General features: G+C 38.2%; 16 protein-coding genes, 5 tRNA genes and 1 riboswitch. Of the genes, 5 read left to right on the forward strand and 16 right to left on the reverse strand.

Annotated elements, in window-relative coordinates; genetic code table 11:
* Positions 1 to 370: 370 nt before the first annotated feature.
* The 13 genes from DTK66_RS09285 to DTK66_RS09345 form a co-directional block, all read right to left on the reverse strand.
* Positions 371 to 444, reverse strand: a tRNA-Pro gene (locus DTK66_RS09285).
* Between the two features lie 45 nt (positions 445 to 489).
* A tRNA-Arg gene (locus DTK66_RS09290) sits at positions 490 to 563 on the reverse strand.
* Positions 564 to 568: 5 nt separating this feature from the next.
* Positions 569 to 640, reverse strand: a tRNA-Gly gene (locus DTK66_RS09295).
* 92 nt (positions 641 to 732) lie between these two features.
* Positions 733 to 816: transfer RNA gene (locus DTK66_RS09300), tRNA-Leu, on the reverse strand.
* Between the two features lie 8 nt (positions 817 to 824).
* Positions 825 to 897, reverse strand: a tRNA-Val gene (locus tag DTK66_RS09305).
* Between the two features lie 66 nt (positions 898 to 963).
* Positions 964 to 1,605 (reverse strand): deoxynucleoside kinase, encoded by a 642-nt coding sequence (locus tag DTK66_RS09310; RefSeq protein WP_153930524.1) that lies wholly within the window; start codon positions 1,603 to 1,605, stop codon positions 964 to 966.
* A gap of 111 nt (positions 1,606 to 1,716) precedes the next feature.
* Positions 1,717 to 3,192 carry an amino acid permease gene (locus tag DTK66_RS09315; protein WP_191668496.1) on the reverse strand — a complete coding sequence of 492 codons (1,476 nt, stop codon included), beginning with the start codon at positions 3,190 to 3,192 and terminating at the stop codon, positions 1,717 to 1,719.
* A 122-nt stretch (positions 3,193 to 3,314) separates the two neighbouring features.
* Positions 3,315 to 3,491, reverse strand: a riboswitch (Lysine riboswitch).
* 40 nt (positions 3,492 to 3,531) lie between these two features.
* Entirely contained in the window at positions 3,532 to 3,981 is a 450-nt protein-coding gene (locus tag DTK66_RS09320; RefSeq protein ID WP_191668497.1) for a GNAT family N-acetyltransferase, read from the reverse strand.
* Between the two features lie 120 nt (positions 3,982 to 4,101).
* A complete protein-coding gene (locus DTK66_RS09325; RefSeq protein ID WP_153930521.1) occupies positions 4,102 to 4,776 on the reverse strand; it encodes a phosphatase PAP2 family protein in 675 nt (224 codons plus the stop codon).
* 55 nt (positions 4,777 to 4,831) lie between these two features.
* Positions 4,832 to 5,305, reverse strand: a complete 474-nt coding sequence (locus DTK66_RS09330; protein ID WP_153930520.1) for a threonine/serine exporter family protein — start codon at positions 5,303 to 5,305, stop codon at positions 4,832 to 4,834.
* A gap of 13 nt (positions 5,306 to 5,318) precedes the next feature.
* Complete coding sequence (locus DTK66_RS09335) at positions 5,319 to 6,074, reverse strand: threonine/serine exporter family protein (RefSeq protein ID WP_153930519.1); 756 nt, start codon at positions 6,072 to 6,074, stop codon at positions 5,319 to 5,321.
* Positions 6,075 to 6,175: 101 nt separating this feature from the next.
* Entirely contained in the window at positions 6,176 to 6,376 is a 201-nt protein-coding gene (locus DTK66_RS09340; RefSeq protein WP_153930518.1) for a cold-shock protein, read from the reverse strand.
* Between the two features lie 147 nt (positions 6,377 to 6,523).
* Entirely contained in the window at positions 6,524 to 7,198 is a 675-nt protein-coding gene (locus DTK66_RS09345; RefSeq protein ID WP_153930517.1) for a metal-dependent transcriptional regulator, read from the reverse strand.
* Between the two features lie 177 nt (positions 7,199 to 7,375).
* Between DTK66_RS09345 and DTK66_RS09350 the strand changes: the two genes are divergently transcribed.
* Positions 7,376 to 8,296, forward strand: a complete 921-nt coding sequence (locus tag DTK66_RS09350) for a cation diffusion facilitator family transporter (protein ID WP_191668498.1) — start codon at positions 7,376 to 7,378, stop codon at positions 8,294 to 8,296.
* Between the two features lie 105 nt (positions 8,297 to 8,401).
* Here the strand turns inward: DTK66_RS09350 and DTK66_RS09355 are convergent, their stop codons facing one another.
* The 3 genes from DTK66_RS09355 to DTK66_RS09365 all read right to left on the reverse strand — a co-directional run bounded on the left by DTK66_RS09355 (position 8,402) and on the right by DTK66_RS09365 (position 10,453).
* Positions 8,402 to 9,094, reverse strand: coding sequence for a VIT1/CCC1 transporter family protein (locus DTK66_RS09355; protein WP_153930515.1), 693 nt, complete (start codon positions 9,092 to 9,094; stop codon positions 8,402 to 8,404).
* 12 nt (positions 9,095 to 9,106) lie between these two features.
* Entirely contained in the window at positions 9,107 to 9,790 is a 684-nt protein-coding gene (locus DTK66_RS09360; RefSeq protein WP_153930514.1) for a VIT1/CCC1 transporter family protein, read from the reverse strand.
* Between the two features lie 186 nt (positions 9,791 to 9,976).
* Entirely contained in the window at positions 9,977 to 10,453 is a 477-nt protein-coding gene (locus tag DTK66_RS09365) for a universal stress protein (protein ID WP_153930513.1), read from the reverse strand.
* Between the two features lie 278 nt (positions 10,454 to 10,731).
* On the opposite strand from DTK66_RS09365, the gene DTK66_RS09370 reads away from it, so the two are divergent.
* From DTK66_RS09370 to DTK66_RS09385, 4 genes are read left to right on the forward strand one after another with little or no spacing between them, the layout of a single operon-like run.
* Complete coding sequence (locus DTK66_RS09370) at positions 10,732 to 11,472, forward strand: amino acid ABC transporter ATP-binding protein (RefSeq protein WP_153930512.1); 741 nt, start codon at positions 10,732 to 10,734, stop codon at positions 11,470 to 11,472.
* A 13-nt stretch (positions 11,473 to 11,485) separates the two neighbouring features.
* On the forward strand, positions 11,486 to 12,316 hold the full coding sequence (locus DTK66_RS09375) for a transporter substrate-binding domain-containing protein (protein ID WP_153930511.1): 831 nt from the start codon (positions 11,486 to 11,488) through the stop codon (positions 12,314 to 12,316).
* The gene (locus tag DTK66_RS09380) at positions 12,316 to 12,954 is read left to right on the forward strand and encodes an amino acid ABC transporter permease (protein WP_153930510.1); all 639 of its coding nucleotides are present in this window, start codon (positions 12,316 to 12,318) and stop codon (positions 12,952 to 12,954) included. The genes DTK66_RS09375 and DTK66_RS09380 overlap by 1 nt, the downstream gene beginning before the upstream one ends.
* A 12-nt stretch (positions 12,955 to 12,966) precedes the next feature.
* Positions 12,967 to 13,620, forward strand: coding sequence for an amino acid ABC transporter permease (locus DTK66_RS09385; RefSeq protein ID WP_153930509.1), 654 nt, complete (start codon positions 12,967 to 12,969; stop codon positions 13,618 to 13,620).
* The last annotated feature ends 115 nt before the right edge of the window (positions 13,621 to 13,735 follow it).

Consider the following 13,735-nt stretch of genomic DNA (forward strand, 5'->3'; position numbering starts at 1 on the left):
ACTTGACGGGACATAGTGCCTTGCTTCATCTATTGCCTTTATAAGCCCGTTTAAGCCAATTTGATTAATTTATCATTGAGCTCTCAAAGTGTGCTTAATTGAGGCTTATTTTGGCTCTCATAGGATTTAATAAAAGAGCATCAAGTTCATTTAATCTTGATACTCTTTTTTCACCATTAATATGATACTTAAGGATTTATACTTAAAACGACCTACTTTCTTCTTAAATTACTAATCTATCAATACCTTAGCGACCAACAAAACAACCAAAACATTAGGAAAAGCAATAAGAAATAAAAGTAAATAAAAAACAACAAAGCCTATTATAACAACCATTATTAACGGTTATTACAATAGGCTTACTCAATAGTCGGAATTACAAGATTTGAACTTGCGACCTCTGCGTCCCGAACGCAGCGCTCTACCAAGCTGAGCTAAATTCCGAAAAAAATAAGCATAACAGAAAACTGTCACGCTTACTATAATTAGTGCACCCAGAAGGAGTCGAACCTTCAACCTTCTGATTCGTAGTCAGACACTCTATCCAATTGCGCTATGGGTGCATATAAGCGGAAGACGGGATTCGAACCCGCGACCCCCACCATGGCAAGGTGATGTTCTACCACTGAACTACTTCCGCATGTTACTGATAAGTTATTTCCTATCAACGATTATTAATATTACATGAAATACTTACTAATGTCAATAAGTTTTTTCAAAAAAAATATTAAATGCGGATGAAGGGACTTGAACCCTTACATCATAAATGATACAAGATCCTAAATCTTGCGCGTCTGCCAATTCCGCCACATCCGCAAAATAAATGGAGGATACAGGGCTCGAACCTGTGACCCCCTGCTTGTAAGGCAGATGCTCTCCCAACTGAGCTAATCCTCCATAAAATAGGCTTGCTAAACAAATCAGCCTATTTAATATATCATCTAATATGATATTTGTCAAATCCTATTTTAAATTTAATTCAATCAATTTTTTATCAACCATTGATAATACTTTTTTAGCGGCAGTCGGATCCTCAACAAAATCATACTTATCCCCGTCAATCATCATCTTAGGACTTTCGTTATAATCTTCATACCATTTTATATAACGCTCATTTAAATTTTTGTAGTATGAATATAAAGAAGGATCATTAGCAATTTGTTCGTATGAACGGCCGCGCTTCTTGATTCGCTCAAGCATTGTATCAAATGATACCTTGATTGTAATTAATAAATTCGGTGCTTTTTGGTGGGGCTGCTCAGGTAATTCTTCCATCATGTTAGCTAATAAAGATGAATAAATATCTGATTCCGTTTCCGTAGCCCGTCCCATATCTGCATTTAGTTTAAATAGAAGTGCATCTTCAAAGATTGACCGGTCTAAAACATTTAGGTCATTTTCATACGAGTCTTTAATCTCATCAAGACGCTTATTTAAAAAATATATCTGTAACAAAAAACCATACTTTTTAGGGTCTTTATAAAAAAGCGGCAAAATTTTATTATCATCAACAGACTCATAAAAGGCCTGACTATTAAGGTGATCCGCCAACAGCTGCGTCAAACTGGTTTTCCCTGCACCAATCGTACCGGCTAATGCAATCATTTATTATTTCCCCCTATTTAAAAATTCAAAAAAGTCACGAACACAATTCTATCATTTAAAATAAAAAGGAGCGAGTGCAAAGTTAAAATAACTTTACCCGCTACCTAATAATCAGTCTTCTTCCGGTTCGTATGACTCACCCTTAGTTCTCCGTGATAAATCAACTTTATCTAGTGGAATAACGTGGGTCTTATAACGAATCTTATAGTATAAAAATAAGATTAAGAATAGTGGAATTCCCATGTAAGTAATCAAAATATTTTGCCAATCCATCTTAATAAAGGCATCGATGTTTTGTCCACAAATAACAACAATACATAAAATAAAAGCGAAAATAGGTCCAAACGGGAAGGCTGTTGCATGATATTTTAGTTCAGAAATACTATGCCCCTGCTTAACAAATGCTCTCCGAAAACGGTAATGAGAGATTGCAATCCCTAACCACGCAATAAATCCGCAAAGTCCAGACGCCCCAATTAAATAATTATATGCTTGCGGACCGACAAATTGGGTTGCAAAGGCAGCTAATGATACGACCATTGTACCAAGCAATGCATAGATCGGAATTCCCCGACGGTTAACATACCCAAAAATGCGCCATGCATAGCCTTCTCTTGCCTGAGAATATAACATCCGTGTCGAAGCATATAGTCCCGAGTTAGCGGCTGAAATCACCGCTGTAAGAATAACAGCATTCATTACACTAGCAGCAAATGCTAACCCCGCTCGCTTGAAGACAATCGTAAATGGGCTCATTGTAATATTTGAAACGTCTTGATTTAATAAGTTTTTGTCTGTATATGGCAAGATGCATGCAATTACAAATATTGCAAAAATGTAGAATAGTAAAATTCGCCAAAAAGTAGAATGAATCGCCTTAGAAACTGATTTTTCAGGCGTGGCAGCTTCGCCAGCTGTAATTCCAACTAACTCAGTTCCCTGAAAAGAAAATCCAGCAACAAGGAATACACTGATAATCGCTGGCACACCACCAACAAAAGGCGCCTGCTTATAATGGAAATTACTTAAACCAACAGGTCGTCCCCCCATAATGCCGAGGATAATAGCTACCCCTACAATTAAGAAAACAACTACTGTGATAACTTTAATAAGCGCCAGCCAAAATTCTGTCTCCCCATACGAGCGAACCGAAAGATAATTAATCAAGAAAATTAATGCCATTACTACTACACTAAAAATCCAACCAGGTACGTTAGGCAACCAGTAATTCATCACAATGCCGGCTGTTGTAACATCAACAGGAATTGTAATCGCCCAGTTAAACCAGTAATTCCACCCAAGGGCAAATCCCAATGCCGGGTCAACAAATTTTGTGGAGTAAGCTGAAAATGACCCCGTTAACGGCATATACGTCGCCATTTCTCCTAAACTAGTCATTAAAAAGTAAACCATAATTCCCATGATTCCATAGGCCACTAAGGCTCCCCCTGGCCCAGCTGTCGAAATTGCTGATCCACTAGCAATGAAAAGACCAGTACCAATTGTTCCCCCGAGGGCAATCATTGACAGGTGACGTGTTTCCAATGTCCGTTCAATATGACCTGTCGACTTTTCTTCGTCTGCCATAAAATAATTCCTCCATTATTATATATTTTAACGTCATCACTTCGAAGAGGATAAATTAAAAGGGCCTCCTGATCGGCAATCCTATCAGAAGACCCAACTTGACAATTCATAATTGTTGAATCAATTTAGGAAGCGCCCCGCAATTTATCTGCGACAGTCCATAGCCTATTATGACTATGGCCCAACAATCACTTAAAATAAGTTAAGTAATGTTTCGGCATATTTTCCTTTCAGCATCGCTCCGGTGCTTATTCACCTAACAATGATTACTAATAAAACATGCAACCTCTTCATCGAATGAAATTATACCCTTCTTAAATAAAAAAGCAAGTCTAGATCTCATCTGGCTAATTGCCACCATAAATCATGCTTATAGATAAACCCATTATTAATCAAGACCCGTTGTGAGCGATGATTTTCTTCTTTACAGGCCGCATGAATAAGGATTCCTTTTGGTAATTGAGAAATAACTTTTTTAAGTGTGTTTGTCATTATTCCCCGTCCCCACAAATCGCGTTTTAACAGATAACCAAGCTCATATTGATGATTAATTTTTTGCCCCTCGCTGCCATACCAGTTACTTAACACAATCATTCCCACCACATCATTTTCAGTTTCTAATAATGCAACATGATTGCGCCGAATAAATAAGTTTAATGCCTGAATACGTGATTTTTTATCCCGTGGCAGCATTAGTTCCGCCCCCTGTACTAGCTCATCATCATCTAGCAATTCAGCTAACCTCGCTAATTCTACCGTAGTTGCTTTTTTTATATTAATTTCATCCATAATTACCACCTATTTCCCGGGAAATACACTAAATAATAAACAAGGTCCAAACATCCGAAAATTTCAAATGTTTGGACCCTATTTATACTTATTACTCAGCAATTACTGCTACTTGTTTTCTCAAATCTCAATACTGCGAAGGAACGGAACTTGTTGCAGCCGCGGTGCCCATGCAACATATAACCATTCTGCTACTTGTAACCAAGCATATGCTAACAGCATTGCCCCGATTGTATCAAAAGGCCAATGAGCGTAGAGGTATACCCGTGAGACTGCCAAGAAAAATACTGCAAAAATTAGTAAGATTTGCAAAATTGTCCGAACTGCTGCTTTTTGAATAAGAGGAATAACAACTAAGAATAAAATTGCTACTACTAAGAAAATCCCTAATGTGTGTCCACTAGGAAAACTATAACCATCATCAGCTGGTAAATGTTGTGCTGGACGTACCCGTTTTACAATATGCTTAAATACTTCTCCTAACACATCTCCGCCAAAAATCGTACCTAAAGCCCAAAGAGCCGGAATGCGATAACCCTTTAACCATAGAACTGCTGCAATGATAAAGACCCATACCAAATCTAATACCGGTTTAGCTAGAAATGATATGAGGGTCATTAACGCATGGAACCAACCAATTGATTCAATACGCTGACTAGTAAATAAAGATTGTAAAACTGCATCAATCATCGTCACTACTGATGAGTTAAACATAATTAACAGCATCAGAGCGATAAAGAAACCACCGCTTAACGCAAAGCGCCACCAACGATGGTTATCACGTTCAATAAACATAATTAAGGATTCTCCTAACTTAAATTAATCAATTAAAAATGAGTATACCACACTGTTAGAAGTTCCACCGCGACTTTTTGATTAAATATTGTCGAAGATAGATTAAAACGCGGTTTAATAGTTCGCCGATTCCAAAGCCCAGCGTAATTGCACCAACTATTACTACTACTTGATAAAAGTACACTGTCACCAAATGATAATTGCCAATCGCAAAATTACGCACCATTTTATAGGCTTGCCCTCCCGGTACAAAAGGCACTAACGCAGGAACATTAAAGACAATAATCGGCATTCGTTTTCGCCGGGCTGCATACTGACTCAAAATTGAAATTAAGATGGCCGCAACCAGATTGCTAAATGCTAAGCCCACGCCACTGTGATAATACATAATCCAATAGATTACCCATACACTACCACCAATAATTCCCGCAATATTATAGGCCCGTTTAGGAATATTTAAGAGGATTCCGAAACAAACTGTCGATATATAACATAAGATAAATTGCAACAATAAGTTACCCCAATTCATTAGTTTGTCCTCCTCAATTAAAATGTAAGACAATTACAATCGCACTTCCAATTGACACAGCCGTTAAAATAGCCTCAATCCCTCTCGTCGGTCCACTGATTAAATTACCAGAAACTAGATCACGAGCAGCATTAGTTAGCGGAACACCTGGTACAAGCGGCATCACAGCTCCAATAATAATATCATTAATATTATTAGCCCAGTGAAGTTTTACAAATATTACCGCTAATAATCCTATTATTAATGAAGAACAGAATTCACCGAGATATTGAATCTTAAATTTCCTAAGTAAATAGGAAAAAGCCCCGTATCCAATTCCCCCCGCTATAAAGCCAGCCCACGAATCAATTATATTGCCCGTAAAAACAATCATTAACGCACCGCTTAATACAGCAGCAGCTAGTGATTCATACCAATTCTGCCATCGCGATACTTTTTGCCGATCAATTTTCTTTAGCTTCGCAAATGCTTGGGGCAAATCAATCTTTCGACGGGCCAATTCACGTGACACTTCATTAACGTCCGCGATTTTGCTTAAGTTATTCTTTCGATGGCGAATTGTTATCACTTGAGCATGGGGCTCATCAATCGTTCCAACGACAATTCCCGTAACTGTGGTGAAAGCTTGAAAATCACGCAAGCCTGCACTGCGCGCCATTCGCGACAAAGTATCATTAACTCGTTCCATATTTGAACCATTTTCAATTAATAATCGCCCTGCTAATAAGCATGTTTTTAACGCTAAGGATTGTCGTCTTTTCGTTAACATTTCTCCGCCTTCTTTATTCAAAGATAATTTATATTATCCACTGTTTAGAACCTTTCCTCAATAAAAAAAGCGGCCGGAAATCCCAACCGCTAAATATATTATTAATCTTTTACAACATTTACTGCTTGAGGACCGCGTTCGCCATCCTCTACATCAAACGTAACATGTTGTCCTTCGTTTAATGACTTAAATCCATCGCCTTGGATTGCAGAGAAGTGAACGAATACATCGTCGCCACTCTCACGAGTAATAAAACCATAACCCTTATCATCATTAAACCATTTAACAGTTCCTTGTTCCATTATGGAAATCCTCCTATGCATATCGCACTGATATAATTTTGTAATTCATCTCAGGTGAAGAGATCCATTTGCAATGTAACAATCGAACCAACCGCACTTAAAAAAACTACAAAGCCTATTGTACCATATAAGTAAAAATTTACCTAATTAATCTTTGACCATTGACGTAATATCGGGCTCGATAAAAATATTATGAGATGCTTTGTAGGAAACGTTAATCTCTTTATTATCGTCAGCCTTGCGAATGACAATTGGTCCTTCAAATGGTTCGTGACGAATCACAATTACCTGTTCCTGTGGACGTAATCCTAATTCCTCTAAATAAGTTAGCAATTCATGATTATCCAAGAATCGTTCTAACTCGACCTTTTCCCCATCATTAGCATCAGCAAGTAAACGATGAGTTACATCTGGAAACTTACCGTTGGCTGATGGAATCACTCCACCATGCGGACAATGATCTGGATGTTGTAAAAATGTATCTAGTGCGGTTGCTAGGCGGTCACTTGTCTGGTGTTCAAGAATTTCCGCTTCGGAATGAACATCAGCAAAATTATAATGAAGCTTATTTACTAAAAACGTCTCCCACAACCGATGCTTGCGAACCAATTCTGCCGCATATTTCTGCCCTTTATCAGTTAATGAAATACCTGCATATGGTTCATGAACAACTAGCCCTTCGTCAGCCAACTTAGAAATCATCTCGGTTACTGATCCAGCGGCAATTCCTAGTCCAAGGGAAATCTCTTTATTAGAAACTTTTTTATGACTACCACCCAATTCAAATATAATTTTTAGGTAGTCTTCCTTCATTGGAGTCAATTCGTTTCACCTCTGGGTATTAAAATTTGGCCTACGATCGGTCATTACATGTTTTTTATATATTAACATTGAACCCAAGTTGATTATAGCATATTATTAAAAGTGTAGTTTGGAAAGCCTAACTTTTTTGTTATTTGCTTTTTTACAAACCAGTAACTTATAGAGGAGCAACTATATATGGAAGAAAAAGTAACAGGTAAACGTTTTTTTGCCGTCACACTCCTAAATATATTAATTACGATTGTTGAAATTGTCGGGGGAGCTCTTTCAGGAAGTTTAGCCTTGTTATCAGATGCTTTTCACAACCTAGGTGATTCGCTTTCGATTGTTTTAGGCTACTTTGCTCAACATATTGGTGGCCATCCTGAAAATAGGCAACGAACATATGGATATCGTCGAGCTGAAATCTTAGCGGCACTAACTAATGGTACATTATTAGTAATCATCTCCTTATTTTTGATTGTTGAAGCTATCAAACGATTGCAACATCCCCAACATATTAATGGCGGAATCATGTTAACAGTCGCTATCATTGGGTTAGTAGCTAACTTTGTTTCCGCTCTTCTGCTTCATGCAGGCAGTAAAGATAGTCTTAATGTTAAGGCTACTTATTTACATGTTCTCAGTGATGCTTTATCATCTGTTGCTGTAATTATCGGTGGGCTAATTTTGACTTTTGTCAATGTACCATGGCTCGATCCCGTGTTAACAATCGGGGTTGCTATCTATATTAGTTTTGAAGCTTGGCCGATCATCTTACAGACAGTTAAAATTTTAATGCAATCTTCCCCAGATTTGGACTATGACGCGATTGAACATGATCTCAAACAAATTGATGGCGTTACCGCTGTTCACCATATTCATGCCTGGATGATGGATGAACACCGCATTATTTTTTCAGCGCACCTTAATTGTGACGACTTACCGTTGAGTCAAGTTGAACGAATCTACAGTCAGGTTGAACAAATCCTCCATGAAAAATATGGTATTTGTCACGTTACTATTCAAGCAGAGTATCATCGTGGTCGCGACGAAGAATTATTCAATACACCAGTCGATGAGAAAAATGTTATCAACAGTAATTTTCAAAGTAAATAAAGGGAACGTAAAGAGGGCTCTAGCATTCGGATTTTCCGAATACTAGAGCCCTTTTTGTCCTGCACTGTAGCATTTAGGGGGCTTATGTCACAAATCCCTTTTACCCTAGAATAATTTACCAACACCATAGTGAATCGTGATTGTAATTAATCCAATAATAATATTCCTAATTACCGCAATCTTAACAAGACCATTTCCAAGCTTTGAACTAATATATCCAGTTAATGCACTTGTTAGCGCCACTGCAAGAATTACCGCATACCACTTATAGGCCTCTGGAGCAAATGTCATTGCCATTAGCGGAAACAATCCCCCTGCAGCTGCTGAGAAAAGTGAAGAAAAAGCTGCGTCCCATGGATTCAAATAATGTCCTAATTCAATGTCATACTTAATCCGCACAACTGTTTCTAACGGTTTTTTATTCAATAAATCCTTAGCAATTGCTAGTGATGTTTCAGGGGTAACACCTTTATTTACATAATAGTCTCGGACAGCCGCCAATTCGCCATCATAATCTGTTTTCAATAATTTTTCTTCCTGAGCAACCGCCGACTTCTCTGTATCTTTTTGGGTGGAAACTGATGCATATTCCCCCGAAGCCATTGAAAAAGCACAGGCAAGCAGGTCAGATAAACCGGCAATAAAAATAGTAAAACGGTCACTGGTGGCTGCTGCAACAGATACTAAAACACCGACAACAGTTAAAATACCATCATTAGATCCTAACACCCCAGCACGTAAAGTATTTAGTTTTTCCTCCATTGTTTGCTTTTGGTGCTTTTTTATTTTTGTAGCCATTTTTTCATCCCCTTAACGCGCGAATAATTGTCCTATAAGGTAAGTTACACCCATTGTCAGCAAACCTGCTGCTGCATTTCTAAACATTGATTTAATTCGATTTGATTTACCAAGAACAGCAGCACAGTATCCTGTAATCAGCAAAGCAATTAAAACAGCAATTGCCGTCGCTAAAATTCGCGTGTTAGCAGGAGAGACAGTCACAGCAACCATTGGCAAAATTGAACCAGTCGGAAATGAGATAAATGACGCAATTGCGGCGGCATAAGGGCTGGTAAATTCCTTAGGGTTAAAGCCATACCGTTCTTGGACTACTGTTCCTAAAGCATCTTTTTCCATGAGCTCTTTAGTTGCCTGATTGGCAAGCTGGGGATCAATATCTTGTGCCTCATACTTTTTTTGAACATAATTAAATTCTTGTTGATATTGATCTTGGAGCCGTTGCTTTTCACTAATCAACGCCATTTTCTGTGAATCCTTTTGGGTAGAAACAGAAACATACTCCCCCATACACATTGAAATCATCCCAGCCAGCGTCCCTGACAAGCCAGAAATCAAAATCGAATAAGAATTACTCGTTGCAGCGGCAACCCCGATAACAATCCCCGCAATCGAAATAATTCCATCGTTAGCGCCCATCACGCTCGCCCGTAAAACATTAACCTTCTGGGCTAAAGACATCTTTTTCTTGGGCATTTCTATCCCTTCCCTCTTTTAATTTAGAATCATTATAACATAGAGATAACGAAACGCAATAATATTTGTTTAATAGAATATCTTACTTTAGAAACATTTGAAATTATGTTTACATAGAAAAAACGATAGCTCTCATAAAGAACTATCGCTGTAATACTAGAAAACCTTATAGTATTGGCAACTTAATTATTCGTAACGTTCAACTGCAGTCGTCCGAATTACGAATACAGACGTACCCGCATGACGAGTCATGTATGAAGCTTGAGAACCAACGGCCTTGCGGTTACCCCACTTACCAATCGAACCAACAACTAATAAGTCTGGTTGAAAGGCAGGGATTACATGATTGCAAATTCGTTCAGCAGGACGTTCTCCTCGATCAACAATCCCAGTAATTTTTTCTGGGTCAACCCCATAATCAATTGCGGCTTGAACATATTCGTTCACCCGTTGACGTAATTCGTCTTCGCTACTGTGAACATAATCTTTATCTAAGATTTGGTATACGTTAACGTGATCAGTTTCCAAGATTGATACAATTCCTAATTCTGATCCGTCACGCTTTGCCTTATCAACCGCATACGAGAAAGCGGCACGGGCATCTGGCGCATCGTCAACACCAACGAGGATCTTCTTGAACTTCTTTGGCTTAATTTCGAACATTAGTATTCTCCTCCCTATGTTCTTTCTTTTAACGATGAAGCATCACTCGCTCCTCTTCGTTAAATCAATTTCTTCACTCCCTATGTTACTACTTATCTCGATTTTGTAAATAATTATTTTGGCAATCCTAAAATAAAAGTAATTTCTAAAATAATTTATAATTTTCTGTAATAAATTCAATAATACACAAATCCATTTTTGACGGTTTATACAACAACCTATATAATGATAATTACTTACTTATTTGAGTTTATAAGCGAAACGGGGGTTAAATGCATATGTCGATGATTGAATTCCATGACGTTCAAAAATATTATGGTAAATTTCATGCATTAAAAGATATTAATTTAACAATTGAAGCTGGTGAAACGGTCGTCTTGATTGGCCCATCCGGCTCTGGAAAAAGTAGTTTAATCCGAACAATTAACGGCTTAGATCCTATTCGAGACGGACAGTTAATCGTTAACGGGTTTGACCTTGCCGATAAAAAAACAAACGTTAACTTAATCAGAAAAGACGTTGGAATGGTGTTTCAGCACTTCAATCTTTACAACAATAAGACTGTGCTTGAAAATATAATGCTCGCACCACGGATTGTTCTTAAACGCCCGGATGATGAAAACCACGAAATAGCAATGAAGCTTCTTGATAAAGTCGGTCTTGCTAATAAAGCAGATAGTATGCCTGCTCAATTATCCGGAGGTCAAAAGCAACGAATTGCCATTGCCCGTAGTCTGGCAATGAAACCTAAATGTTTATTATTTGACGAACCAACAAGTGCTCTTGATCCTGAAATGATTGACGATGTTTTAGACGTCATGAAAGACATCGCAAAGAACTCTAATATGACAATGCTCGTTGTAACCCACGAAATGGGCTTTGCCCGCGCGGTTGCTGACCGAGTAATCTTCATGGCTGAAGGTCGTATTTTAGAAGACGATACAACTGAAAAATTTTTTGGTGAACAACCATCTACCGAACGGGCCCGTGAATTCATGAGTAAAATTAGTGGTCACTAAGGAGGAACTTCCTATGAAAAAATATTGGCGATTAATTAGTCTTAGTTTCCTCTTGATGTTTATCCTCACCACTCTTTCTGCTTGCAGTACCTCAATTGCTAAGAAAGATGTTCTTACCGAAGATATGCATAGTCAACGAATTACGTGGGGAGTTAAAGCAGATACACGGCTATTTGGTCTTGAAGATATAAAAACTGGCAAGTTAGAAGGTTTTGAGATTGACCTCGCCAAAGCACTGACAAAAAAGATCCTCGGTCCAAACGGTAAGTGTGTCTTTGTTCCAGTTACAAGCGGGACACGGGTGCCGTTATTAAAGAACGGTAATATTGACGCAATTATGGCTACAATGACTATCACCCCTGAACGTGCAAAACAAGTAGATTTCACTCATTCCTACTTTGACGCTGGACAATCATTATTGGTCAAAAAAGGAAGCCCCATTAAAAATATTAATGATCTCAATAAACATGGTGCTGTTATCTTAGGGGTTGCGGGATCAAATTCAGTAAAAAACGTGGCTAAATTTGCTCCGAAAGCACGAGTTCTCCAACTTTCTGACTATGCTCAAGCAATGACCGCCCTTAAATCAAAGCAAGGGGATGCCTTGACAACTGACAACGGTATTCTTTATGGAATGGCTGCTGAAAACCCAGGATATGAAGTTGTCGGCGGTAATTTTACAAAAGAACCTTATGGAATTGCTGTCAACAAAAACCAAGCTCGTTTCCGCAATAAATTAAACTGGGCACTAAAAGAAGTTGAGAAAGACGGCACCTACAACCGCTTACTGCTTAAGTGGTTTGGTGATGTCAAAGGATTTAATTATCAGGAGATGAAACGCTAATGTTAAATATAATTGCAAATGAGTGGCATCCCCTTTTGACTGGGCTATGGAATACAATTCTCTGTAGTCTAATCGCTCTGGTTGGCAGCCTAGTTATCGGGACCTTCTTCGCTCTGTTAGAAATTTCGCAACACCGATTTGTTAAAATTATCGGTCACGTTTATGTAGAAGTATTCCGTAATATTCCTTTATTGGTTATCACAATGGCCTTCTTTTTGATTATCCCGATGTACATTGTTAAAATTAACGGTTTTACTGCCGGTACAATTGGCCTCACTCTTTATACTTCAGCTTTTATTGCCGAAACTGTGCGGGCAGGGATTAATTCCATCGACCATGGACAAATGGAGGGAGCATTGGCAAACGGCCTTACATACACCCAAGCCATGCGCTATATTGTTTTGCCACAAGCTTTTCGCGTAGTTATCCCCCCTCTAGGAAATCAATTTATTAACTTGGTAAAGAACTCCTCCGTCCTTGCTTTTGTAGCCGGATTCGATCTAATGTACCAAGGGAATTTAATTGCAAATGACACTTTAGAAACGATGCCAACATATTTTATCGTTGGGATAATGTATCTAATCATTACCTTACCGTTAAGTTACTATATGCGGCATCTGGAAAAGAAACTGGCTTAGGAGGGATGACTAATGCAAAATTTTATTGATGCTTATTCTTGGATTAACATCCGTTTCCTCCTAGAAGGACTTGGTATCACAATCGAAGTTTCAGTCATTTCGATTGTTATCAGTTTCATTCTTGGGACGCTTTTGGGAATTATCCGTTACGCTAAGATCAAATATTTATCCGCAATCGTTGGTTTTATTATTGATATTATCCGTAATTTACCACTTTTGCTAATTATTTTCTTTACTTATTTTGGGTTACCAAATATCGGGATAAAGCCTGAAATTATTCCTGCTGCAATCATGGCCCTATCGATTTTTGAATCTTCAATGGTCGCTGAAATTGTCCGTTCTGGAATTAATTCTATTGATTATGGGCAAACTGAAGGCGCCCTCGCCAATGGTCTTACGAAGTGGCAAGCTTTACGAATTATCGTTCTTCCACAGGCAATTAAAAATATGATGCCTGCCCTTGTAAGTCAATTTATTTCACTAGTTAAAGATACCTCTTTAGCAACTATCATTGTCCTTCCTGAATTAATGTACCACGCACAAATTATTTACGGACAAAATACAAATTATATTATTCCAATGTTTGTTGCCCTCGCGGTACTTTACTTCATTGTTTGTTACTCCCTATCATTATTTGCTAATTATCTACATAAACATATTGCCTAAGAACCCGACAGAGTTAGCTTACTAGTGATTTCACACAAATACGCAGAAACAAAAACCTCCAGTATTCGGATTTTCCGAACGCTGGAGGTTTTTTCGGGTATACACTTTCTGGTAT

The organism is Limosilactobacillus walteri (assembly GCF_014830205.1).
Taxonomy (GTDB): Bacteria; Bacillota; Bacilli; order Lactobacillales; family Lactobacillaceae; genus Limosilactobacillus; species Limosilactobacillus walteri.

Excerpts from the sequence above, each read along its gene's own strand:
- DTK66_RS09310 (WP_153930524.1), bottom strand. The coding sequence starts at position 1,605 with ATGATTGCATTAGCCGGTACGATTGGTGCAGGGAAAACCAGTTTGACG.
- DTK66_RS09315 (WP_191668496.1), bottom strand. The coding sequence starts at position 3,192 with ATGGCAGACGAAGAAAAGTCGACAGGTCATATTGAACGGACATTGGAA.
- DTK66_RS09320 (WP_191668497.1), bottom strand. The coding sequence starts at position 3,981 with ATGGATGAAATTAATATAAAAAAAGCAACTACGGTAGAATTAGCGAGG.
- DTK66_RS09325 (WP_153930521.1), bottom strand. The coding sequence starts at position 4,776 with ATGTTTATTGAACGTGATAACCATCGTTGGTGGCGCTTTGCGTTAAGC.
- DTK66_RS09330 (WP_153930520.1), bottom strand. The coding sequence starts at position 5,305 with ATGAATTGGGGTAACTTATTGTTGCAATTTATCTTATGTTATATATCG.
- DTK66_RS09335 (WP_153930519.1), bottom strand. The coding sequence starts at position 6,074 with ATGTTAACGAAAAGACGACAATCCTTAGCGTTAAAAACATGCTTATTA.
- DTK66_RS09340 (WP_153930518.1), bottom strand. The coding sequence starts at position 6,376 with ATGGAACAAGGAACTGTTAAATGGTTTAATGATGATAAGGGTTATGGT.
- DTK66_RS09350 (WP_191668498.1), top strand. The coding sequence starts at position 7,376 with ATGGAAGAAAAAGTAACAGGTAAACGTTTTTTTGCCGTCACACTCCTA.
- DTK66_RS09355 (WP_153930515.1), bottom strand. The coding sequence starts at position 9,094 with ATGGCTACAAAAATAAAAAAGCACCAAAAGCAAACAATGGAGGAAAAA.
- DTK66_RS09360 (WP_153930514.1), bottom strand. The coding sequence starts at position 9,790 with ATGCCCAAGAAAAAGATGTCTTTAGCCCAGAAGGTTAATGTTTTACGG.
- DTK66_RS09365 (WP_153930513.1), bottom strand. The coding sequence starts at position 10,453 with ATGTTCGAAATTAAGCCAAAGAAGTTCAAGAAGATCCTCGTTGGTGTT.
- DTK66_RS09370 (WP_153930512.1), top strand. The coding sequence starts at position 10,732 with ATGTCGATGATTGAATTCCATGACGTTCAAAAATATTATGGTAAATTT.
- DTK66_RS09375 (WP_153930511.1), top strand. The coding sequence starts at position 11,486 with ATGAAAAAATATTGGCGATTAATTAGTCTTAGTTTCCTCTTGATGTTT.
- DTK66_RS09380 (WP_153930510.1), top strand. The coding sequence starts at position 12,316 with ATGTTAAATATAATTGCAAATGAGTGGCATCCCCTTTTGACTGGGCTA.
- DTK66_RS09385 (WP_153930509.1), top strand. The coding sequence starts at position 12,967 with ATGCAAAATTTTATTGATGCTTATTCTTGGATTAACATCCGTTTCCTC.